Here is a 21,231-nt window from a genome sequence, read left to right on the forward strand (position 1 = left end):
CTCAAGGGTACGGCGTCGGGGTTACGCGCCGAACTCAACGCTCTCGGTGGTCCAGGCCCGTGCCTGGTCGCTCAGTGTGACGCCCAGGCCTGGGCGGTCGGGGACGATCATCCGGCCGTCCTTGGTTTCCAGGCGCTCGTTGAATAAGGGGTCCAGCCAGTCGAAGTGCTCCACCCAGGGCTCGCGCGGATAGGCAGCAGCGAGGTGGAGATGGATCTCCATGGCGAAATGCGGGGCAAGTCCCAGTCCGCGCTCGTCCGCAAGGGCGGCGAGGCGGAGGAATTGGGTGATGCCGCCGACGCGAGGGGCATCGGGCTGGATGATGTCGCAGCCGTTCGCGGCAATGAGGCCCTTGTGCTCGGCCACGGAGGCAAGCATTTCGCCGGTGGCAATAGGGGTGTCCAGGACCTGCGCCAGGTGGGCGTGGCCTTCGAAGTCGTAGGCGTCCAGCGGCTCTTCAATCCAGACAAGGTCGAATTCCTCGAAGCGGCGGCCCATGCGCAGGGCGGTGGCGCGGTCCCACTGCTGGTTGGCGTCCACCATGAGCGGAACGTCAGGACCGATGTGGTCGCGGATTCCGGCAACGCGGCGCAGGTCTTCCTTGCTGTCCGGCAGGCCCACCTTGATCTTGATGCCGCCGATGCCCTCCTCGATCGACTGGGTGGCGCGTGCTTTGACCTCCTCCAGCGTGGCATTCAGGAAGCCGCCGGAGGTGTTGTAGGTCCGCACGGAATCGCGGTAGGAGCCAAGGAGTTTGGCCAGCGGCAGTCCGGCGCGCTTCGCCTTGAGGTCGTACAAAGCGACGTCGACGGCGGCGAGGGCCTGGGTGGCGACGCCGGACCGTCCCACGGACGCGCCTGCCCACAGGAGCTTGGTGTAGATCCTGGCGATGTCGTTGGGGTCCTCACCGATGAGGCCTTCGGCAACTTCCTTGGCGTGGGCGTACTGGGCCGGCCCTCCGGCACGCTTGGAGTAGCTGAAGCCGATCCCTGAATGGCCCAGTTCGGTGGTGATCTCGGCGAACAGGAAGACCACCTCGGTCATGGGCTTCTGCCGGCCGGTGAAGACCTTGGCGTCGCTGATGGGAACGGTGAGGGGAAGCCTGGCGGTGGACAGCCTGACGTGCCGGATGAAGTCGACGGTGCTCATTTAATCTCCTAGGGCGGGGCGGGGCTCCTTCGCCCACCCTCTTAGGATATAAGTCACATACTTGTATTACAAGTAGGTGGGGCCGTCCGTGCGATGCGCCACTTACGGTGCACGGCCGGAATAGCTGCAGGCCAGGAGGCTGTTGACGCAGGCATGAAGGCGATTACTTACAGCAAATACGGCAGCCCCGACGTCCTTGAGCTCACTGAGCAGCCCATGCCGAAGGTGGGACCCGGAATGGTCCTGGTCAAGGTCAAGGCGGCTTCGGTAAACCCGGTGGACTGGAAGATCATGGCCGGCTACCTGGATGCTGCGATGGACCTGCAGTTCCCGGCGGTCCCGGGATGGGACGTGGCGGGCGTGGTGGAATCCGTGGGAATCGATTCCCAGCAGTTCAAGCCCGGGGACGAAGTCATCTCCTATGGCCGCAAGGATTATGTCCACGGCGGCAGCTTCGCCGAATACATTGCCCTTCCTGAAAGGCTCCTGGCCCGAAAGCCCGCAACCCTCGAATGGAACGAGTCCGCAGGACTCCCGTTGGCCGGATTGACTGCCTACCAGGTCCTCAACCGCCTTGGCCTCGCGTCCGGCGAGACCGTGCTGATCCACGGCGGAGCCGGCGGCGTGGGATCCCTGGGCATCCAGATCGCCGTGGCCCTGGGCGCCCATGTCATTGCGACGGCGTCGGAAAAGAACCATGATTTCCTCCGGTCCCTGGGCGCACATCCCATCACCTACGGTGACGGCCTTGCCGACCGGGTCCGGTCCCTCCGCCCGGACGGCGTTGAGGTGGTTGCCGATTTTGTCGGCGGCAATCTTGAGGCTACCCTCGCGGTGCTTGCTGACGGCGGCAGGCACGCCTCCATCGCCGACAGTGACGTGGAGGAACATGGCGGAACCTGGATGTGGGTAAGCCCTGTGGGCGCCCAACTCCAGGAGCTTGCGGATCTGGTGGACGACAGGAAGATGCGGGTGGAGGTCGCCGAGGTATTTCCGCTGGACCGGGCCGCCGATGCATTCCGGCTCAACATGGCCGGGCATACCCGCGGCAAGATTGTTGTGACAGTGGACCAAACCCCCTGAGGTCCGTGAGGGCCGCTAGGTCCTGATGGCTCCGAAACCGGCAATCAGGGCCTCGAGCCCAAGCTGGAAGGCGGTATCGGCCGGGCGGCCACGTTCCTGCCCGGCCGGCCCGTCCTGCCCGTGGGCCGAACTCCGCACGGCCGCGGTGAAATGCGGCGTGGATTCCGCCATGGAACCGGAATCGAAGATGTCCTCCGGTGCCGTGACGTCGTACGCAGAGCCGAAAATGAAGGACTCCAGCGCCACGATGGCGGGGACAATGCGCTCCCGGGGGAACCCGGCGTCGAAAAACCCCTTGCTGACGGTTTCATACATGGCAAGGGTCTGGGGGGCGTCCGTCACCGGCAGGACTGCGATAACGGGAATGAGCGGGGTATGTTCGGCGAAGACATCCCGGTAGCTCCACGCCCAGGTGCGCACGGCGTCTTCCCAGCTGCCGCCCCCGAAACCTGAGACGTCCACCAGTGACATCAGGTGGTCCTCCACCAGGAGCAGTACGTCCTGTTTGGATTTCACATGGTTATAAAGGGCGGAAGGTGCCACGTCGAGCACCTTGGCCAGCGCCGCCATGGTCAGGCCGTCATAACCTTTCCGGCTCACCAGTTCCAGGGCGGCTGCCGTGATCCCCGCCTTGTCCAGCACTGCAGCCGACGGCCGGCCTGCCCGCCTCCTCTGTGCGCCGCCGTTGCTGGCGGAGCGCCCCTGTGCGGCTGATACTGCCGGCATTGCTGCCCTTTCGTCGGTGTCCCCTGCATTATTCCATCCAGCACTTCCGCTCCCGGCAGGCACCGGCTATAGTTCTAGCTAAATGAATGGCATTCATTTAGTGGTCCCCGTCACCGAGGGCCGCAGAGAGGACATCATGCTGAACCTGAACCGCGACGTCGTGGTCGTTGGAGCCGGGCCGTCCGGACTCACCGCCGCCCGTGAACTGAAGAAGGCCGGCCTCACCGTCGCCGTGCTCGAGGCCCGCGACCGGGTGGGCGGCCGCACCTGGACCGACACCGTTGATGGGGCCATGCTCGAAATCGGCGGACAGTGGGTCTCGCCGGACCAGACCGCCCTCCTGGAACTGCTCCAGGAACTGGGCTTGGAGACCTACCCGCGCTACCGCGAAGGAGAGTCCATCTACATTGGCGCCGACGGCTCACCCGTGCGCTACACCGGGGACACCTTTCCGGTGGACCCGGACACCGCCGTCGAAATGGACCGCCTGGTGGCGCTGCTGGACGGACTCGCCGCGGAGATTGGACCAACCGAACCCTGGGCGCACCCCAAAGCGCGTGAACTGGACACCATCTCCTTCCACCACTGGCTGCGGCAGAACTCGGCCAATGAGGAAGCCTGCAGGAACATCGGCCTGTTCATCGCCGGCGGCATGCTCACCAAGCCCGCGCACTCCTTCTCCGCCCTGCAGGCCGTCCTGATGGCCGCCTCGGCCGGCTCCTTCACCCACCTGACGGACGAGGACTTCATCCTGGACCGCCGCGTGGTGGGTGGAATGCAGCAGGTCTCGCTGCTGCAGGCGCAGGAACTGGGGGAGGACGTGGTCCTTGGCTCCCCGGTCCGCACCATCAACTGGGAGCCGGATGCCGGCGGCGGCCACCGCGTCACCGTTGAATCCGACCGGGCCACAGTGAACGCCCGGTTCGTCATCATGGCCGTGCCGCCCAACCTCTACTCCCGTGTCTCCTTCAATCCGCCGCTGCCGCGCCGCCAGCACCAGATGCACCAGCACCAGTCCCTGGGCCTGGTCATCAAGGTGCACGCCGTCTACAGCACCCCGTTCTGGCGGGACAAGGGACTTTCCGGGACCTGTTTCGGGGCAGACGCCCTGGTCCAGGAGGTGTACGACAACACCAACCATGGCGATGCCCGCGGCACGCTGGTGGGCTTCGTCTCCGATGAGAAGGCCGACGCCGTTTTCGAGTTGAGTGCCGAAGAGCGCAGGAAGGCGATCCTCGACTCGATCGCCGGTTACCTGGGTGCGGAAGCCCTCGCGCCGGAGGTCTACTACGAGTCCGATTGGGGTTCCGAGGAGTGGACCCGCGGCGCCTATGCCTCCAGCTATGACCTGGGCGGACTCCACCGCTACGGCAAGGACCAGCACGCCCCCGTCGGCCCCATCTACTGGTCCTCGTCCGATCTCGCCGCTGAAGGCTACCAGCATGTGGACGGCGCCATCCGCATGGGCCGCATCACCGCGGCGCGCATCGCGGAAGTTGCCAAGGTTCCGGTGGCATCCGGCTGGTAAATAAGCATGCTTACTAATAGGCTGGCGACGGGGAGCGTCCCCGACTTTTCGACGAACGAGGTGAGGCATGACTGACGCCCAGAGCATCAGCAAGGTTACGGAGATCATCAACGATTCCAAGATCGGAATGGTCACCACCATCAACGAAGCAGGCGCCCTCGTCAGCCGGCCGCTGGCGGTCCAGGAGGTCAAGGACGACGGCGACATGTGGTTCTTCACGGGCCTTGGCACCTCGCAGGTAGCGCACGTCCAGGCCGACCCGCGCGTCAACGTCGCCTTTGGCAAGAAGACCGAATGGGTGTCCGTTGCCGGAACCGCGGAAGTGGTCACGGACCGGGCCAAGATCCACGAGATGTGGAACCAGGTTGTTGAAGCATGGTTCCCGGACGGTCCGGACACCCCCGAGGTGTGCCTGCTGCGGGTCGATTCGGATTCTGCCGAGTACTGGACCAGTCCGGGCGGCACCGCTGCCACGGTGCTTCAGTGGGTGAAGTCAAAAGTCACCAACAGCCGGATGAGCGTCGGCGAAAGCGGCACTGTGGAGCTGTAGCGCAGGTTGTTGACAGGGGGCGGGGCGGCTACTGCTGCTCCGCCCCTTTCAATGCCTCCAGGACTGCAGGCAGCAGCACGTCATTGCGGCCCCACACAGGATCCAGGATCTCCACATACCAGGAATCCGCGAGCAGGAGGGCCAGCGCATCGTTGGTTTCCCCGGCCCAGTCCTGGATCTGGGCCTCCTCCACGGGGTTCTCGCTGGAGCCCAGCACCGTGGTGATCTCTGATCCGGCCAGGGTCACGGGAATGGCGGCGCTGCTTGCCTCCCCGGGAGCGTGGACTACTGTCACCAGCTCCGTGCGGGTGGAAAGTGCCAGCAGGCTCCGCGCGGTTTCGGCGCTGCAGAAGCCGGTGACGTACTGCCGCTGCGCCGCCCCATCAGCCAGGATGCCCGGCTGGGACTCCTTCGTGAACAGCCCGCTGCGGTTCAACTCAGCCAACGGCGCGGCCAGTGGTTCCGTCTCGGCGTCGAATGCCGCAGCGAAGTGGCCCGGCTGGTACGAACTCCCGCCTTCCAGCCACCGTGCCGTCAGCTCACCGGCGGCCTCCAGCGTGGTGGCTTGCCGCCAGACCCCGCGGTCCTCCAGCAGCCGGCCGTACTCGTCATGGACAGGCAGTTCCTCAGGCTTCATCTTGGGATGCTATCGCCGGGCCTCCGCGCCGATCCAACCCCTTCGACACAGCAGTTAACTTCAGCCGGCCTGCTTCATTGGCATGGCCGCCGGAATTCCCGCCGCCCGTTCCGCTGCTGCGAGCGATGCAGCCAGGCTTCCGACGGCGTCCGGGTAGCCCTTATGCGTGGCCGTCCGCAGTTGATCCGCGGTCCGCATGGCCTTGATCAACGCGGACGTTTCCGGCAGCCGCACGTCGGTCAGTGCCGGGTAGTCGATGCTGCAGCCGGGATCCAGTTCGTAGCGCTGCCAGCGGACTATGAGCTCATCATGCTGTATCCGGGCGGCCTGATGCGCGGAGAGCTGCTCCCGGTATTCACGCCGGGCTGCGCGCCACGCCAGGAACTTTGGGCTGCCCCGGTAGGCCGCAAGGCCCGAAGCCGCAGCTGCTCCGGCCAGCACCAGCCCCGCCCAGGGATAAACCAGGGCCGGGATCAGAAGGGCCGGAAGCGCCACGCAGGAACCGAGGAACAGGTCCCAAAACAGCTGGTCAGGAGCCTCCGGTGCGCCGCCTGCGGGTGCCAGGGACCGTCGTCGTACAACGAAAACCGTGGCGGCGACGCTGGCAACCAGCACGGCACCGCACAGCAGGACCACCCCCGCACCTTGAAGCAGTCCCTGGGTCAAGGACTCCGCCACGACTGACATCCTGCACCTCCCGCGCCCGTCATTCCCCACAAAGACTCGGCCCCGGCCGGAAAGCCCGGGCTGGTCCTTCCATTGGACCGTCTTCCAGGCACAGCGTCAATGGCTGCAAAATGCGGAGGCAGGCACTCCAAAGGGCGCCATGTTGGGCGGTAGCGTGGGACCATGCGACTCAAAATGTGCAGCATCCACGTCCAGGACCCCGCGGCCGCCCACGCCTTCTACACCGGCACGCTCGGCTTTGACACCCTCATGGCCATGCCGGAGTACAACCTGTACATCATTAAGGATCCGGGGGCGGCCGACAGTTCGGTGGGGCTGCTCCTTGAACCCAGCGACAACCCGATCGGCGCGAGTTACATGCACGCCGTGCGTGAGGCCGGCCTCCCCGCCATCGTTTTCGGGGTACCCGACGTCCAGGCAGAATATGACCGCCTGTCGGCCGCCGGGGTCAGCTTCAAGACTCCGCCCACCACGGACTCATTTGGGACCAGCGCCGTGTTCGACGACGGCTGCGGCAACTACATCCAGATCCACCAGGACTGACGGACCGGGATGCAACAGAAGCTTGTCCGCGCATCCGGACGCTGAGGCTCCGGACGGGCGAACAAGCTTCTGAAAGGGCGGCGGTGCAGGCTAAGCCTGGGCGCGGTCCTTCTTTGCCTGCTTCTTCGCGGCCTCGTCCTTGACCCGCTGGGCCTCGGCACGGACTGCAGCGTGCGTGGCGCGTTCGGTGACGAGCCACTGCGGGGGAGCCTGCAGCAGCGCGGTGATCTCCGCCGTCGTAAGCGCTTCCTCCACGCCGCCGCGTGCCAGGCCGCTGATGGACACGTTCAGCTTCTGGGCCACCACGGGGCGGGGGTGCGGCCCATTGCGGCGGAGTTCGGCAAGCCATTCCGGCGGGTTGGCCTGGAGTTCGGCGAACTCCTCGCGGGTAATGGTTGAATCCTGGAACTCCTGCGGGGTGGCCGGCAGGTAGATGCCAAGTTTCTTGGCAACGGTGGCCGGCTTCATGGACTGGGAGTTTGCAGAGGTCATGCTTCAAGGGTATCCGGGCGGCGGGTACTGTGAAGACGTGCCCGCCGACAATGCCCCCATGCCTGATGCCCAGCCCGCCCCCGACGAGGCGGCGCCGCGGGTGCTGCGCGTCGCGTATGTGGCAGGGGTGACGCCGGGAAAGTGGATCCGCCGCTGGGAAGAGCGGATGCCCCATATTCCCCTTGAAGCATTCATGATCGACGACGGCGTGCAGCGCCAGGTGCTGGATGGCGGCCGGGCTGACATGGCCTTCGTCCGCCTTCCGATTGACCGGGACGGCCTCAGCGTCATCCCGCTCTACGAGGAACAACCCGTGGTGGTTGCCCCCAAGGGCCACGAGATCTCAGTGTTCGAGGAAGTGGCGCTTGCCGACCTCGCCCAGGAGTCCTTCCTCGATGCTGCTGCCTTAGGCGGCCCGGAGACGGCGCTCCAGGTGGTGGCCTCCGGGGCCGGGCTGCTGGTCCTCCCGATGTCAGTGGCGCGCCACTTCAACGTCAAAGACACCGTGGCGCGCAGGCTCACCGGGGCGGAGGAGACCGAAATCGCCCTGGCCTGGCCCGCGGAGGCCACAGACGACGTGCTGGAGGAATTCATCGGCGTGGTGCGCGGCCGCACCGCCCAGAGCTCCCGCCAGCCCTCCGCCCAGCCGCAAAAGGTGAAGAAGGAACCCAAACCGGACCGCCGCGGCACCGGAACCAAAAAAGCGCCCAAGGTGGCCCAGCGCTATGCCCCCAACCCTGACAAGGGCCGCGGCAAGGGGTCGCGGAAAAAGGGTAAGCGCTAGCCATGGGGGCCCAACAGGCACCTGGTTGTTGACCGAATAACAGAAAGCCGGCCCCGCATGATGCGGAGCCGGCTTTGCTGTAGTCCGTCGCTGCCCGCGCGGACTAGGTGTTTTGGATGGTGTCTTTGGCGTCGGTTGCGCGGTCTTTGACGTCGGTGGCTGCGTATTGGCCTTCGGTTTTGACGTTTTGGGCGGCGTCGGTGGCGGTGGCCTTGACGTTTTCCATGGCTTCCTGGGCGGGTTCCTTGAGGTCCTGGGCCATGGTTTTGGCGGCGTCGGTGACCTGGGTTGCCAGGGGCTGGGCTGCGGTTTTGAGTTGGTCCGCGGCTTCGCGTTCTTTGTCGCTGGCGGGGATCAGGGAGGAGATCAGCATGCCGGCGCCGAAGGCGATGAGCCCGGCGGCCAGGGGGTTGCCGGCGGTTTTGGCTTTGACCTGGTCCGGGGCGTGGGAGACGGCCTGGCCGGCGTCGGAGAGTTTCGCGGACACGGTGTCTGTGGCCTGGTGCAGGTTGTCTCCGGCGGTGTGCATGGCGTTGGTGGTGTGCCCGGCTCCGGTGGCGGTGGTGTCGTGGACTTTGGTGCCGGCGGTGTCTGCTGCTCCCATGATTTTCTCCTTCACCCCGGTCACGGCGTCGCGGACCTTGTCGGTTTGGCGGTGGACGATGTTGGACGGGGTGACTTTGTCGGCCACGGCGTCCACGTTGGTGCCCAGGCGTGCCCGGGTGGCTTCTATGTCTGCGCGGATGACGTCAGGGTTGTCGCTCATCGGTTTACCTCACCTGGTTTTAGGGTTGGGGGAATTTCTGAGAGGGTTTCGCCGGTTTGGGGCAGGCCTTTGATCTGTTTGAGTTCCTTGCGGCCGGTGGAGGCCAGGACGGCGGCGATGATGGCCCAGATGACGGCGACGATCAGCGCGGCCCAGCCCAGGGCCATGATGGCGCCCAGGGCCCACATCAGGGCCAGGGAGAGGAAGAGCAGGACGAAGTGTCCGCCGATCCCGGCGCCGGCGAGCATGCCGGCGCCTTTGCCTGCGCGGGAGGTGGATTGTTTGAGTTCGGCTTTGGCCAGTTCCACTTCCTGGCGCATCAGGGTGGACAGGTCCCGGGTCACGTCCCCGAGGAGGTCACCGAGTGAGGCGTTGTCCGCTTTCACATGCGCCGCGCTGGGCGGCGGCTCCGGAATCTGGCTACTCATCACAGACCACCCGTGCCATGACGGCCGGTGCCCGGGGTACCCTCAGTGCCGAACGTCCCGTCGCCGGAGTACACGCCGTTTTCCGCCCGGTAGGGGTCGTCCTCGAAGCGGAGCGGAGTCTCTTCGGCCGTTCCCGAAGGCAGGGTGCTGGTGGAAACCGGGGTGGCACTTCCCACTACCGGCTCAGCAAAGAGGTCGTCGGTGCCGGCGGCATAAACGGTCTCCTGGCGAAGCGGCGCTGCCGGGGCTGGCTGCGCGGCACGGTGCTGGCCTGAACCCTGGGCCGCGTTCGAACCCGCAACCTGTCCCGATGTTTCGGGTGCACCTGCGGTGAGGCCGCGGGTGAGGCGCCCGGCCAGGACGCCGGCGCCGGCGGCGAGGAGCAGGAAGGTTCCGGGCCGGTTGCGGGCGAACCGCTGGACCTCGTTCAGGAGGTCACCCGGCTCCCGGTTTTCCAGCCAGGTGGCCATGGAGGAGGTGCGTTCTGCGGCCTGGCGGACCAGGTCGCCGGCCATGCCCTGCTGGTCCGGGGCGTTGGCCATGCTGTGCAGCTGGGTGGAGATGTTGCGGATGCCTTCCGCGGCCTTCTGCTGCTGGGTGCCCGCCTGGCTGGTGAGGCCGGACTTTGCCTGGTGCAGCAGGTCCTGCGCATTGGCTTTCGCCTCATGCGCCACGTTCGCGGCTTCGTCCTTCGCCGTCTGGGCCACTCCCTGTGCGGCGGATGCGGCCTCGCCGGCAACGTTGGATGCCTGCTCCCTGGCTGCCTGGGTCTTGGAGGTGTCACCCGGAGTGGTGGGGTAGGAGGCCTGCCGGGGAGCTGCCTCCGTTGCGCCGTACGGATCGGCGATGGCCGGGTCGTTGGCGGTGTGCGGGGTCTGGGGCCATTGGTTCTCTGTCATCTTCGCTCTCTTTCAGAAAGGGTTAGCTGGCGATCAAGAACCAGCAATGCTGGCGAGTTAGTAAGCAAGGTTACTAACTAGATACTAAGCACACTTCCTATTTGGATTGCAAGGGGCGGTGCTGCAGTTTCGAAGTCCCGGGGCGCCCGGCGATGGGGTTCAGTGGCCGCCGGATAGTAAGCCTACTTGCGAATATGTTGCTAAGCATGCTTATTGTAGTGGTGTAGCGACGCAGGGTGACCAGCACTTCGCCACCTACAGGAAGGCCGCGGCCGATGACCAGCAATCTCGATCCCGACGCCCGGAGCAGCTACCGCCTGATCACTTTGGCGGCCCGGCTCATCCAGCGGCGCCAGGACGATGCACTGGCCCCCCTTGGCCTCACCCGTGCCGCAGTTATTGCACTGGAAGGCCTGACGGGGGGCCCACTGAACCAGGAACAGCTTGCCGATGCGATCAGGGTCCAGAGCCAAACACTGGGCCGGGTCCTGACCCGGCTTGAGGGCACGGGACTCATCACCAGGACCCGGCACGCCTCGGACCGCCGCCAGCTGAAAGTGGAGCTGACGGACGCCGGCGTTGCCGCCGTTGAAGCGGCGCGCCAAGCGGAGGTGAACGCCTATCCGGACGATCCGGACATCGGGTGGAAGGAACTCCGGGAGGAACTCACCAAGTTTGTCCGTGCCGTCCCACTCAACCGCGATAGCGGCGTGGTTCCGTTTGCTCCGCCGGAACACCGGGCCGGACACCGTCCCCAGACCGGGCGGGCAGCCGGAATCCGTGGCTGGGAACAGCCACACCAGAACTGACAGGGCTGCCGGCGTCTTGCCATGGCCCGTGCGTGGGGTTGGGCAGCACCGGACAGGCACGCCGGACAGGCAGCAGGGCTTACGACGACGGGACGTCCGGTCCCGAGGACCAGCGCAGCAGTGCCGCGATATGCACGCCCCTGGGCAGGACCGGTCCCGGAACCAGGAGAACGCGGGCGTCGGTGAGGGCGGCTGCGCGAAGCAGCGCCGCCGGGGCCGGCACTTCTCCCAGGATGCGGGCAGCCAGGGCTTCTTCCCGGGCTGTGGCAACCCACGGTTCGGCGTCCAGGGCCAGCAGGGTCCGTCCGGACAGGGCGGCATCATCAAAGATCAGGACGTCCGCCTGTGCCTGCTGGAGTGCATGCACCACCGCTCCGATGCCATGGGCTGCCCCGGGATTGGCCTGGCCCTCCTGGACGGCCAGCCTGTCCATGACAGCCTGCTGCTCCTCCGCCCACAGCTCAGCAACGTGCTGGTTGACGTGGTCCTCCAGGTTGGCGCTGCCAGCCCCGGCGGTATGGGTGTGGGACTCCACCTCCGACACCAAAGCCCTGCCGGCTTCGGAGAGGTTGTCCTTGACCAGGCCCCGGGCACGGATGTCGCCGGCGAGCACGATGAGCCGGGCGCCGCTGGCACTGGCCACCCTGTCGATTTCGCCGGCCACTTCGTCCGCGTTACGGCGCCAGACGTCTTCGGTGTGGTGCTGGAACCGCAGTTCAGACCAACCCCCGCCATGGAACTTGTGCACGTGTTCGGATTCGCCCTCCACGTCCTGTACGAGGGCGGGAATCCTGGCTCCGGCCCGGTACAGCCGGATTTCACCGTGCTCCCGGCTTACTTCCGCCACAACGTAGGCAAGGTCTTCGGGCCGGTGCTTGACCAGCGGCAGCAGGTCCGGAACGGGCTCCACTGCGAGCCGCTCCGGCATGACGGGATCGCCGGGAAGCACCTCATTGACTACGGCCTTCCCTGCGTGGACCAGGACGAAGCGTGCCACGGGGGAGGGGATCCCGGCGGCCGGCTGGAGGGCCTGCTCCATTGCCTCGACATCGGCGGAGGTTGCCCCCTGCGTTTCAAGCCGGGCACGTGTATTTCCGGCCCGGACATCCCCGGCTTCAAGGGTGTCCACTGTTCCGGTTCCCGCGTCCACATAGGCCGTGCACCACGGGCCGGGAGTGCGGTAGAGATCGGCATATTTCTGCAGGTTCGTGGTCATTTTTCCTCCTCCCCGATGCGTGGGGCCGAGGTGGTTTTGCCGCGTTCCGCCATGACGATCTCCTTCGCGCGTGGCGTACTGCCACAGGCTTACCGGTTCGTCATTTCACCGTAGCAGCGGTGATCCGGGCGCTGAAGGGCCTTCCGGCCCCTTGCCGGTCAGCCGCGGCAGGCGTCCTGCAGGGCCCGGACTGAGTCTGCCGGCACCTGGTCCCCGGCCTCCGCAATCCGGCCCAGCGGCGTCGTGATCTCTGCAGGAACCCCTGCCGTCCGCGCGGCCGACACCAAGCCCGCCAAAGCCTGGCGGTCTTCGGCACTGACCAGGCCGTCCTGGACCACTGCGCAGATTTGCCGGTTGACTTCCTGCGCGGCGGCCGAGGCCGCCCTGGAAGCGGCGTCGCTTGCCGCGGTGCCTGCGGCTTCCCCCACGGCGCCGCACCCCGTCAGCAGCAGGGCGGCGGCAAGGGCAGTGGCGGCGACGGGGCGAAGAGTCATGCCTCCAGCGTACCGGCGGCCTCTACCGGCGTGCCGGTACCCCGAGGATGCTGTCCAGCAGGGCGTTGCGGAACTTGCCCTCGGGGTCATGGCCGGCCGCAAAGGCCCGGAAATCGGCGAAGCGCGGGTACAGCGCCTCCCAGTCATAGCCCTCCGGCGTGAACAGCTTGCCCCAGTGCGGGCGGGCACCGAAGGGCCGCAGGGCTTCCTCAAGGACCGGGAGGAAGCCTTCCACCTCAGGCTGCAGCGGTTTCCACGTGAAGTGCAGCGCAGCGCTTTGCTGCCGGTAGAACGGGCTGAGCCAGAATTCGTCGGCGGCGCCGGTGCGGATTTCCGAGACGAACAGCAGCGGGGCAAGGTCTTCGGCCAGCGCGCGGACTGCCTGGAGGGCGGCGGGGGCATGCTCCAGGGGAAGGATGAACTCGCTCTGGAGTTCGTCGCCGTTGCTTGGGGTGAACTCGTGCCGGAAGTGCGGGAGCCGGTCCAGCCACAGCCCGGGTTCGTCCAACTGCGCCGTGCAGTTCTCCGCTGACATGTCCGGCAGGGGGTGCCGGGGATGCAGCGCGGCGGTTGCCCCGAAGAGGTTTGGAAGCGGCTCCTCCCCGTCGAGCGCTTTGAGCCATACCTGGTTGATGCTGCTGCCCGCGTAGTCCGTAAAGAGGCTCACGCTGTAGGCGCTGGACACGATGCCGGCGAAATCTCCCAGGGCGTTGTCCCACGGCAGGTCCTCCAGAACCCGCTGGCGCATCCTGAAGCTGGGCCGCACCGCCAGTTCCAGCCCGGTGACAATGCCCAGGGCCCCGATGCCCACCACGCTTGCCAGGAACTCGTCGCCGTCCTCCCGGGTCAGCGTGACCTGCTCTCCGGAGGCCCGGACCAGGTCGATGGATTCCACGGCACCGGCGAGGGCCGGGTTGTTCACACCGGACCCGTGCGTGCCGGTCTGCACCGCGCCTGCCACCGAGATGTGCGGCAGCGAGGCAAGGTTGTGGATGGCGACGCCGGCATCCTCAAGCGTCCGGCAGAGCGCCCCGTAACTCACGCCGCCGCTGACGCGCACTGTTCCGCGGCCGGAATCCAGCTCCACCTGCTGCGGCAGCGCATCGAGCAGCACGTGCACGCCGTCGGTGTCTCCCACCCGGTTGAACGAGTGCCGGGACCCCAGGGCCTTGATCCGCGGCGAAGCGGCCACGATGGATGCCAGTTCCGCTACTGATTCCGGCCGCCTGACATCCGCGGAGGAGTATTCGAGGTTTCCTGCCCAGTTCTTCATCGAGTGGCTTTCGCTTGGCGTCGGTTTCCTCCCACTGTCAGCGCTAACAATCGAGGCTGTCAAGGCGCTTCCGCTGTGTGGGCGGGGATGTCTCGTGGCCGTGATCCGCCTGCCCGCGGGCCGCCCGGGGCGGGCCCGCAAGGCAAGCGGACGCCAAGGCCGTCCAGTCAGGAGCTTCTTTCGGTGCGGGGTGTGGTGGTGCGGGGCGGGGGCATGCGGCGGCTCCCGGTTGCTTCGATGGCCGCGGCCAGCCGGAGCAGGCCGGTATCGCTGTAGGCTTTGCCGGCGATGGTGAGGCCCACCGGCATGGCGATGTCCGCCGCGATGCCCATGGGAACCGTGACCGTGGGGATGCCAAGGTGCCGGGGGACCAGGTTCCCGTTGGCCACCCATACGCCGTTGCGCCAGGCGGCGTCCGCCGAGGCCGGGTTGGTGTCCGCGTCCGCCGGGGCAACATCGGCCGCCGCCGGGAACACCACGGCGTCCAGGCCCAGCCGGTCCATCCATTCCTCCAGGTCCACCCGGCGGGTTTCCTCCAGCCCTGCCAGGCCCGCGGGCAGGTGCGGAATGTCGGCCAGGACGGGCACGCCGTGCCCGCGGATCCAGCCGGGATAGTCGCTGATGTCGTCATCGAAGCCGTAGTAGCGGTCCGGAAGCGCCCCGTCCGGGGCCGGGAAGATGGCGGAACCGTCGACGTCGGCAAGGCGGTTCAGCTGCGGGTCCCCGTTGGCCTCCAGGAAGTCATTCCACGCCCAGGCCGACAGGTCCACGATTTCCCGCCGCAGGTATTCCGGGGACACCAGCCCCCGGGTGGCGATGGTGGGCGCGCCGGGCCGGTCGCCTTCGTAGTTGGAGACCACGGGGAAGTCCACCTCCACCACGTCGGCGCCTGCGGCTTCGAGGTCGCGGCGGGCCGCGTTCCACAGCTCCATGATGGATGCGCGGGTTTCGATCCGCTGCCCTGTGGACCCGCCGATGCCTGGCGCTTCGGCAGTGCCGGCTTCCGGGTCCGCGTTGATGTACATCCGCGGCACGCCCAGCCGCTTCCCGGCGAGTACGCCTGCCGCCGCGGCGGCGTCCGGAACGGCGAGGTCAAGGTACGACGCCGGCCGGACGGTGGATGCCTTGGGCACCGGGATCCAGGGCTGGACACGCCAGAAGTCGCCGCGTGGCTCGGCGTCGTCCGCCACCACCACGTCCAGGACCTCCAGCAGGTCCGTCATAGTGCGGGTGTGCGGAACCACGACATCCATGGTGGGCACCAGGGGCCAGTTCCCACGCACGGAGATGACGCCGCGGGAGGGTGTATAGGCGCACAGGGCGTTGTTCGATGCCGGGGCCCGGCCTGAGGACCACGTTTCCTCCGCCAGTCCGAAGGCTGCGAAGCTGGCCGCAGTGGCCGTGCCGGACCCGTTGGATGACCCGGAGGCAAAGGCGGCCGGGAGGAAATCGGCGTTGTAAGGGCTCTCCGCCCGCCCATATACTCCGCGTTGCATACCTCCGTTGGCCATGGGCGGCATGTTGGTCAGCCCGATCAGGACGGCGCCCCCGGCCCGCAGCCGTTCGATGGTGAAGGCGTCGCGCTGTGCCACCAGGTCCTTGAACGCGGGTGAACCGGCAGCCACGGTAAGGCCTTTGACCTGATAGCTGTCCTTTGCGGTGTAGGGGATGCCGTCCAGGGGGCCGAGCGTGAACCCGGCGGCACGGCGGCGGTCCGACTCCTGCGCCTCGGCGATGGCCTTCGGGTTCATCACGACGAGCGAGTTCAAACATATTCCTGATGAGTCATACTTCTCAACGCGTGCCAGATAGAGGCGGACCAGGTCTTCGGAAGTGACCACACCCGCATCAAGGGCTGCCCGGAGCTGGCCGATGCCGGCCTCCACCACGTCGAAAGTCCCCGCAGCGGCCAACTGTTGAGTGGCCTGTGCCTGCTTCATGCTGCATCGCCTTCGCGCCGGGCCGGCTGCTGCTGGGTGATGCAGTGGATGCCGCCGCCGAAGGCGAAGATGTTTCGGGCATCCACCAGTTCCACCGTGCGTCCGGGGTAGGCGCGCTCCAGGATGCCGGCGGCGATGGTGTCGTTGGGATCGTCGAAGCCGCAGAGCACCACCACCTTGTTGGCTACGTAGTGGTTGATGTAGGACCAGTCCACCCAGCCCTCTTCATCCCTGAGTGTGGTGGGGGCTGGAACGTCGATGATGCGAAGCGGCCGGCCCTGGGCGTCCAGCTTCCCGGCAAGGACTGCCTTCAGCTGCAGATAGACGGCGTGGTCCGGGTGGGCGGGATCATCCTGGCGGTGGAGCAGGATGGTTCCCGGGCCGGCAAAGGCGGCCACGATGTCCACATGGCCGCGGGTGCCGAACTCGTCATAGTCCCGGGTGAGCCCGCGGGGAAGCCAGATGGCCTTGGTGGTGCCCAGGGCTGCATGGATTTCTGCCTCGACGGACTCTTTGGTGGCGCCGGAGTTTCGGCCGGGATCGAGCTGCACCGTTTCGGTCAGCAGCACCGTGCCTTCACCGTCCACATGGAATCCGCCGCCTTCGTTCACCAAGGAGCTTCGCCTGACTGGCACATTGGTGCCGGCTGCCACGCTCCGGGCTACGTCCTGGTCCTTGGCCCAGGCAGCCCAGTCCTGTGCGCCCCAGCCATTGAAGATCCAGTCAACCGCGGCGAGTGAACCGTCTGCCGCATGAACGAACGTGGGGCCGCTGTCCCGCAGCCAGGCGTCGTCCAGCGGAACGGCCAGGACGTCGATGCCCTGGCCGAGCCATTCCCGCGCGGCGGTGGCATCGCGCGGATCGGCGACGACCGTAACGGGCTCGTACCTTGCGATGGTCCGGGCCACCTTGGTCCAGGCGGCCCGCGCACGGTCCAGGGTGGAGCTTCCCACCGGCCCGAAGGTCTCGTTTGGCGGCGGAAAGGCCATCCAGGTCCGCTGGTGGGCGTCCCACTCGGCGGGCATGCGGGACGCGGTACTGACGGCCGCGTGGCCAGGGGCGGCGGTGCCACCGACTGCTGTCGAATAAATGAATGCCATTCATTTATTATGGGGACGGTGCCGTCCGCACGCAAGGGTTTTTCAAACCTGGCGAGTAGTGGTCCGGTCGACGGCCTTCAGGATGGCGCCTGCCAGTTGCTCCGGTTTGGTGAACTGCGGCCAGTGCCCGGTGGGCAGGTCGATGTACTCGACGTCCCGGACCTTGGCCAGTTCCGCGACGAACGGGTGCCCGGCCGCGATCCATTCCCGGATCATGGCGGACGGGAACTCGCAGGCGATCACGGTGGCGGGGACCTCGTAGCGGCGTTCGTCATGCAGTTGCTGCTTGCCGTACGCCACGCCCCGGGGCTCCGGAATGGCGCGGTCACGGAAGGCCTGGCGAAGGCCGGCATCGAGATCCACCAGGTCGGCATCGTCAAAGTCCTCCCAGGGAGGCAGGGGGACGTCATCCACAACGGCCGGCAACTCGTCATTGATGACACCGCCTTCACCGAGCGGTCCGCTGTCCACGTACACGGCACGCGCCACCTTGTCCGGCCGCGCATCCACCGCGCCGTGGATGATGGCACCGCCACCGGAATGGCCCACCAGGACCACCTTGCCGGGGAGGCCGTCCAGGACCTCCACCACCGCGTCGATGTGGTCCTGCAGATTGATGCCCGATCTGGCGGCGTCCACGGATTCCTTCCCCGGGAGGGTGAGGGGGTGGGTCCGGTGCCCTGCTGCCTCCAGGGCAGGGGTCACCTCCTCCCAGGATGAGGCGTCCAACCAGAAACCGGGAACCAGGATGATGTCCATGACCGAACCCTACTCCCCGCCCCCACGCCGGAATACGGTCCTACCGCTTCGGCTTGCGGTCCTTCCCCGCGGTCCGGCCTTGGCGTTCCGTGGCCTCGCGTTCCGCCCAGCGCTGCGATTTTCCGGCGGACACCACCTTCTGGTGCCACTCCCGGTGGTAGGCGCGCTGGGCGGCGACGTCGGAGCGGCGGGCCAGCGCGGCCAGTTCGCGCTGCATCTTCAGGTACGAGTTCCAGCGCCGTTCCTCCAGGACGCCGCCATCAATCGCTTCCCGCACCGCGCAGCCGGGCTCACCGCCGTGGGCGCAGTCCGCGAAGCGGCAGCCGGCGGCCAGTTCCTCCACGTCGCCGAACATCCCGCCCAGGCCTTCGCCGGCGTCGAACAGCCCGAAACCCCGTACACCGGGCGTGTCCATCAGCACCGTGCCGTTGGACAGGGGTACCAGCTCGCGGGCGGTGGTGGTGTGCTTGCCCTTGAAATCCCCGGACCGCACCTCCCCGGTCTGCTGGACCTCGCGGCCCACCAGCGCATTGATCAAGGTGGATTTTCCCGCGCCGGACGGACCCAGGAGCACGATGGTGCCGCCGGGCTGGATGCGGGACATCAGTTCGTCAACCCCGTCGCCGTTTTCGGCGGATGTGGTGACCACTTCCACGCCCGCTGCCTGCAGGATGACTTTCCCGACGACGTCGTCCGCCACATCAGCCAGGTCCGCCTTGGTGATGATCACCAGCGGGGTGGCACCGGAGTCCCACGCGGCAACGAGGGTGCGTTCCAGCCGGTTGTGCGTGAGCGGCCGGTCGACGGGCACCACCACCCCCACGGTGTCCATGTTCGCGGCCAGGACCTGTTCCCCGGAGGAATCCTCGAACGCGCGTTTGCGGCTGAGCTCCGAGCGGCGCGGAAGGACTGCCAGGATCTGGCGGTTACCGGCCCGGTTGGGGCCGATCCAGACCCAGTCGCCGGTGACGGCGGGCTCCCCGGACAGCGGATACGGCAGGTGGAGCAGGCCGTCCCCGGCGGCGACCAGCAGCAGGGTGCGGTCCACGCGGACCACCCGTCCGCGTTCCGTGGCGCCGGGGCAGGGGTTCTGGTCGAAGTGGCGGGCGACGGCGGGGGTGTAGCCGTAAGCGCCGGGGCCGCCGGTTGGTTGGTTGGTACTTGGGGTGTTGTCCAGGGGGTTGCCTGAAGAATTGTGCACTGTGGTTTCCTTGCGGGGTCCCCGGTGCAACAGCGCTGCTGCGGACAGCTGCCGACAGGTCAGGCGGGTGCAGCCGGGAGGATGGATGATGGGGTGGGTGCGGAGCGCTCTGGGCGCGCGGCAACTGCAGTCATCAAAACCACCTCCATTCCCTCGCGGGTTCACCGTCTTCCTGCCGGGGACGGCAGGGTGCGAACGGTCCCACTGTAGCGCCCGTCGCCGTCGGGGGCCATGGTTGAATGCTGCCTGCTAAGGGCGGCCAGCGTAGTGCCCTCGCTCCCGGTAGCGCATCACCGCCTCGGCGTTGCCGCACCGCGCCGAGCAATAGGCGCGCCGTCCGCCGCGGCTGGTGTCGGCAAAAACCTTCGGGCAGCCGTCCCTGGCACAGGTACCCAACCGTCCACCGGCAGCCTCCGTGATGAAGATGGCCAGGCCGCCGGCCGTGAGGGCACGCACGCGTTCCACCAGGCTGTCGCTGGTTTCAGCAAAATGAAGGTGTGGGCCCAGTCCGTCGTGGACCGTCAGGAAGACCCGCTTGACCCCTTGTTCCAGCAATGCGTTCACCGTGGCGCAGCGGTCCTTCTCGCTGTCCGACTCAAAGACAGCGCGCAGGCGTGTTGTCCAGTCCCGCAGGAGCGCTTCCTCGGGCGCGCCCACCTGCCGGATTGTGGAAAAGGTGGGCCGCCAAAAGGTCTGCCAGCGCACCTTCGTCCCAGCCTCCGCCGCCCAGCATGTTGACGAGTTCCTCCGCGACCCGGACGCCGGACATGTTGTCATGGTTGAACTGCATAAACCCATGACACCACACTGGGCATGACGGCGGGCTGCCCCACGGGGGTCCTGCCACACCCCACGTTTTCCTGACCAGGAGCCACACCTTTGACCGCCACCGCCGAAACCGCCCGCTCCCTGCAGTCCCGGATGCGCAGGACGCTGGTGTCCGCCCAGATCTTTTCCGGGCTGGGCAATGGCTCCACGCTCGCCTTGGGTTCGATCCTGGCCGTGGATTTGTCAGGCTCGGAGGCCTGGGCAGGCTCAGTCAACACGTCCCTGACGCTGGGAACGGCAGTGACGGCCATACCGTTGGCGCAACTGGCGCTCTCCCGCGGCCGCCGTTTTGCCCTTGCCTCGGGGCTTGCCGCTGCGATTGCCGGTACCGCCCTGATGGTGGGCGCCGTGATCACGGGGCTCTTCCTCCTGCTGCTCGGGGGTGCCTTCCTGGTGGGCGTGGCTTCGGCAGTGAACCTCCAGGCCCGCTTTGCGGTGACGGACCTGGCCGAACCCGCGCACCGGGGGCGGGACCTTTCCCTGGTGGTGTGGGCCATCACCATCGGGGCAGTAGCCGGCCCCAACATGGTGGGTCCCGGCGCGCTGGTGGCCGGTTGGCTGGGGATTCCTGCCGCAGCAGGGCCGTTCCTCATCTCGGCAGCCGGCATGGTCATCGGTGCTTCGGTTGTGTGGGTCTTCCTCCGGCCCGACCCGCTGCTGACCCGCCGCACTATGGATGGTCCTGATTCCGGTGACGGTGTTCGGCGCCGGGGCGCCCTGCAGGCCGGATGGCAGATCGTACGGGAGAACCGCACCACCCGCGGGGCAGTGGTGGCGGTGGTGGCTGCCCATGCGGTGATGGTGGCGGTGATGTCGATGACCCCGCTGCACATGCAGCACCAGGCAGGCGCGGCCGCGGGCCACCCGGACACCATCGCGCTGATCGGGCTGACCATCTCCCTGCACATTGCCGGAATGTACGCCCTGTCACCGCTGGTGGGGTGGCTTACGGACAGGATGGGCCCCGCGCGGATGATGTTGGCGGGCCTGGCAACCCTTATGGCTGCGGTGGCGGTGACGGGATTGGCGCCGGAGTATCCGGCGGCCGTGACCACCGGGCTGGTCCTGCTGGGTTTGGGCTGGTCCGCCACCACCGTGGCAGGATCCACGCTGCTCGTCGCTGCCTTGGCGCCCTCCCAGCGGATCCCCGCCCAGGGTTTTTCGGATGCCGCCATGTCCCTCGCGGCAGCGCTGGGCAGCGCGGCCGCAGGGCCGGTCATGGGCATGACCGGGTATTCGGGAATCAGCGCCGCCGCCGCTGTCCTGGTGGCAGCGGTTCCGGTAGCCCTTCTGCTTCCGGAACCGGGCCGCTGAGCGAGGGAAACCCGATCCCTGGATC

23 protein-coding genes are annotated in these 21,231 nt (G+C 67.2%); 7 read left to right on the plus strand and 16 right to left on the minus strand.

The genetic code is table 11. From position 1 onward, the window contains the following. Positions 1–21 precede the first annotated feature (21 nt). Entirely contained in the window at positions 22–1,149 is a 1,128-nt protein-coding gene (locus tag MRBLMD1_RS06835; RefSeq protein ID WP_364398393.1) for an L-talarate/galactarate dehydratase, read from the minus strand. A 153-nt stretch (positions 1,150–1,302) separates the two neighbouring features. On the opposite strand from MRBLMD1_RS06835, the gene MRBLMD1_RS06840 reads away from it, so the two are divergent. After that, a complete protein-coding gene (locus tag MRBLMD1_RS06840) occupies positions 1,303–2,232 on the plus strand; it encodes an NADP-dependent oxidoreductase (RefSeq protein ID WP_364398395.1) in 930 nt (309 codons plus the stop codon). 15 nt (positions 2,233–2,247) lie between these two features. Here the strand turns inward: MRBLMD1_RS06840 and MRBLMD1_RS06845 are convergent, their stop codons facing one another. Further along, positions 2,248–2,958: a TetR/AcrR family transcriptional regulator gene (locus tag MRBLMD1_RS06845; protein ID WP_307493262.1), complete on the minus strand. Its 711-nt coding sequence runs from the start codon at positions 2,956–2,958 to the stop codon at positions 2,248–2,250. An 82-nt stretch (positions 2,959–3,040) separates the two neighbouring features. On the opposite strand from MRBLMD1_RS06845, the gene MRBLMD1_RS06850 reads away from it, so the two are divergent. Continuing rightward, on the plus strand, positions 3,041–4,486 hold the full coding sequence (locus MRBLMD1_RS06850; RefSeq protein WP_364398398.1) for a flavin monoamine oxidase family protein: 1,446 nt from the start codon (positions 3,041–3,043) through the stop codon (positions 4,484–4,486). 67 nt (positions 4,487–4,553) lie between these two features. Continuing rightward, the gene (locus tag MRBLMD1_RS06855) at positions 4,554–5,036 is read left to right on the plus strand and encodes a pyridoxamine 5'-phosphate oxidase family protein (protein ID WP_159629334.1); all 483 of its coding nucleotides are present in this window, start codon (positions 4,554–4,556) and stop codon (positions 5,034–5,036) included. A 28-nt stretch (positions 5,037–5,064) separates the two neighbouring features. On the opposite strand, the gene MRBLMD1_RS06860 is transcribed toward MRBLMD1_RS06855, so the two are convergent. Both MRBLMD1_RS06860 and MRBLMD1_RS06865 read right to left on the minus strand, forming a co-directional pair. Then, positions 5,065–5,673 carry a DUF6919 domain-containing protein gene (locus MRBLMD1_RS06860; RefSeq protein WP_364398400.1) on the minus strand — a complete coding sequence of 203 codons (609 nt, stop codon included), beginning with the start codon at positions 5,671–5,673 and terminating at the stop codon, positions 5,065–5,067. A gap of 60 nt (positions 5,674–5,733) precedes the next feature. Beyond that, complete coding sequence (locus tag MRBLMD1_RS06865; RefSeq protein ID WP_364398402.1) at positions 5,734–6,360, minus strand: hypothetical protein; 627 nt, start codon at positions 6,358–6,360, stop codon at positions 5,734–5,736. 162 nt (positions 6,361–6,522) lie between these two features. Here MRBLMD1_RS06865 and MRBLMD1_RS06870 point away from each other — a divergent pair, with 162 nt between their 5' ends. Beyond that, positions 6,523–6,903, plus strand: coding sequence for a VOC family protein (locus MRBLMD1_RS06870; protein WP_364398404.1), 381 nt, complete (start codon positions 6,523–6,525; stop codon positions 6,901–6,903). Positions 6,904–6,993: 90 nt separating this feature from the next. Here the strand turns inward: MRBLMD1_RS06870 and MRBLMD1_RS06875 are convergent, their stop codons facing one another. After that, a complete protein-coding gene (locus MRBLMD1_RS06875) occupies positions 6,994–7,395 on the minus strand; it encodes a DUF5997 family protein (RefSeq protein WP_159629326.1) in 402 nt (133 codons plus the stop codon). 58 nt (positions 7,396–7,453) lie between these two features. Between MRBLMD1_RS06875 and MRBLMD1_RS06880 the strand changes: the two genes are divergently transcribed. Beyond that, positions 7,454–8,179: a LysR family substrate-binding domain-containing protein gene (locus MRBLMD1_RS06880; RefSeq protein WP_364398407.1), complete on the plus strand. Its 726-nt coding sequence runs from the start codon at positions 7,454–7,456 to the stop codon at positions 8,177–8,179. A gap of 103 nt (positions 8,180–8,282) precedes the next feature. Here the strand turns inward: MRBLMD1_RS06880 and MRBLMD1_RS06885 are convergent, their stop codons facing one another. From MRBLMD1_RS06885 to MRBLMD1_RS06895, 3 genes are read right to left on the minus strand one after another with little or no spacing between them, the layout of a single operon-like run. Further along, the gene (locus MRBLMD1_RS06885; RefSeq protein WP_224023988.1) at positions 8,283–8,945 is read right to left on the minus strand and encodes a DUF3618 domain-containing protein; all 663 of its coding nucleotides are present in this window, start codon (positions 8,943–8,945) and stop codon (positions 8,283–8,285) included. Beyond that, on the minus strand, positions 8,942–9,373 hold the full coding sequence (locus MRBLMD1_RS06890) for a phage holin family protein (protein ID WP_224023990.1): 432 nt from the start codon (positions 9,371–9,373) through the stop codon (positions 8,942–8,944). Before MRBLMD1_RS06890 ends, MRBLMD1_RS06885 begins: the two co-directional genes overlap by 4 nt. After that, positions 9,373–10,272: a hypothetical protein gene (locus MRBLMD1_RS06895; RefSeq protein WP_364398410.1), complete on the minus strand. Its 900-nt coding sequence runs from the start codon at positions 10,270–10,272 to the stop codon at positions 9,373–9,375. Before MRBLMD1_RS06895 ends, MRBLMD1_RS06890 begins: the two co-directional genes overlap by 1 nt. A 275-nt stretch (positions 10,273–10,547) precedes the next feature. Between MRBLMD1_RS06895 and MRBLMD1_RS06900 the strand changes: the two genes are divergently transcribed. Beyond that, a complete protein-coding gene (locus MRBLMD1_RS06900) occupies positions 10,548–11,081 on the plus strand; it encodes a MarR family winged helix-turn-helix transcriptional regulator (RefSeq protein ID WP_159634933.1) in 534 nt (177 codons plus the stop codon). Between the two features lie 79 nt (positions 11,082–11,160). Here MRBLMD1_RS06900 and MRBLMD1_RS06905 read toward each other — a convergent pair whose 3' ends face one another. The 8 genes from MRBLMD1_RS06905 to MRBLMD1_RS06940 all read right to left on the minus strand — a co-directional run bounded on the left by MRBLMD1_RS06905 (position 11,161) and on the right by MRBLMD1_RS06940 (position 19,721). Next, complete coding sequence (locus MRBLMD1_RS06905; protein ID WP_364398412.1) at positions 11,161–12,297, minus strand: Vms1/Ankzf1 family peptidyl-tRNA hydrolase; 1,137 nt, start codon at positions 12,295–12,297, stop codon at positions 11,161–11,163. A gap of 158 nt (positions 12,298–12,455) precedes the next feature. Continuing rightward, positions 12,456–12,791, minus strand: coding sequence for a hypothetical protein (locus tag MRBLMD1_RS06910; RefSeq protein WP_224023998.1), 336 nt, complete (start codon positions 12,789–12,791; stop codon positions 12,456–12,458). Between the two features lie 22 nt (positions 12,792–12,813). Next, on the minus strand, positions 12,814–14,064 hold the full coding sequence (locus MRBLMD1_RS06915) for a D-arabinono-1,4-lactone oxidase (protein ID WP_364398415.1): 1,251 nt from the start codon (positions 14,062–14,064) through the stop codon (positions 12,814–12,816). A 167-nt stretch (positions 14,065–14,231) separates the two neighbouring features. Further along, positions 14,232–16,004 carry an amidase gene (locus MRBLMD1_RS06920; RefSeq protein ID WP_364398417.1) on the minus strand — a complete coding sequence of 591 codons (1,773 nt, stop codon included), beginning with the start codon at positions 16,002–16,004 and terminating at the stop codon, positions 14,232–14,234. Next, positions 16,001–17,104, minus strand: coding sequence for an agmatine deiminase family protein (locus tag MRBLMD1_RS06925; RefSeq protein WP_364398419.1), 1,104 nt, complete (start codon positions 17,102–17,104; stop codon positions 16,001–16,003). Before MRBLMD1_RS06925 ends, MRBLMD1_RS06920 begins: the two co-directional genes overlap by 4 nt. Positions 17,105–17,146: 42 nt before the next feature. Then, on the minus strand, positions 17,147–17,863 hold the full coding sequence (locus MRBLMD1_RS06930) for an alpha/beta fold hydrolase (RefSeq protein ID WP_364398421.1): 717 nt from the start codon (positions 17,861–17,863) through the stop codon (positions 17,147–17,149). A 40-nt stretch (positions 17,864–17,903) separates the two neighbouring features. Beyond that, positions 17,904–19,064 carry a ribosome small subunit-dependent GTPase A gene (gene rsgA, locus MRBLMD1_RS06935; RefSeq protein WP_364398423.1) on the minus strand — a complete coding sequence of 387 codons (1,161 nt, stop codon included), beginning with the start codon at positions 19,062–19,064 and terminating at the stop codon, positions 17,904–17,906. 249 nt (positions 19,065–19,313) lie between these two features. After that, positions 19,314–19,721: a CGNR zinc finger domain-containing protein gene (locus tag MRBLMD1_RS06940; RefSeq protein WP_364398425.1), complete on the minus strand. Its 408-nt coding sequence runs from the start codon at positions 19,719–19,721 to the stop codon at positions 19,314–19,316. Between the two features lie 222 nt (positions 19,722–19,943). Between MRBLMD1_RS06940 and MRBLMD1_RS06945 the strand changes: the two genes are divergently transcribed. After that, positions 19,944–21,206, plus strand: coding sequence for an MFS transporter (locus MRBLMD1_RS06945; protein ID WP_364398427.1), 1,263 nt, complete (start codon positions 19,944–19,946; stop codon positions 21,204–21,206). Positions 21,207–21,231 lie beyond the last annotated feature (25 nt).

This window comes from Pseudarthrobacter sp. LMD1-1-1.1 (genome assembly GCF_040676255.1).
GTDB lineage: Bacteria > Actinomycetota > Actinomycetes > Actinomycetales > Micrococcaceae > Arthrobacter.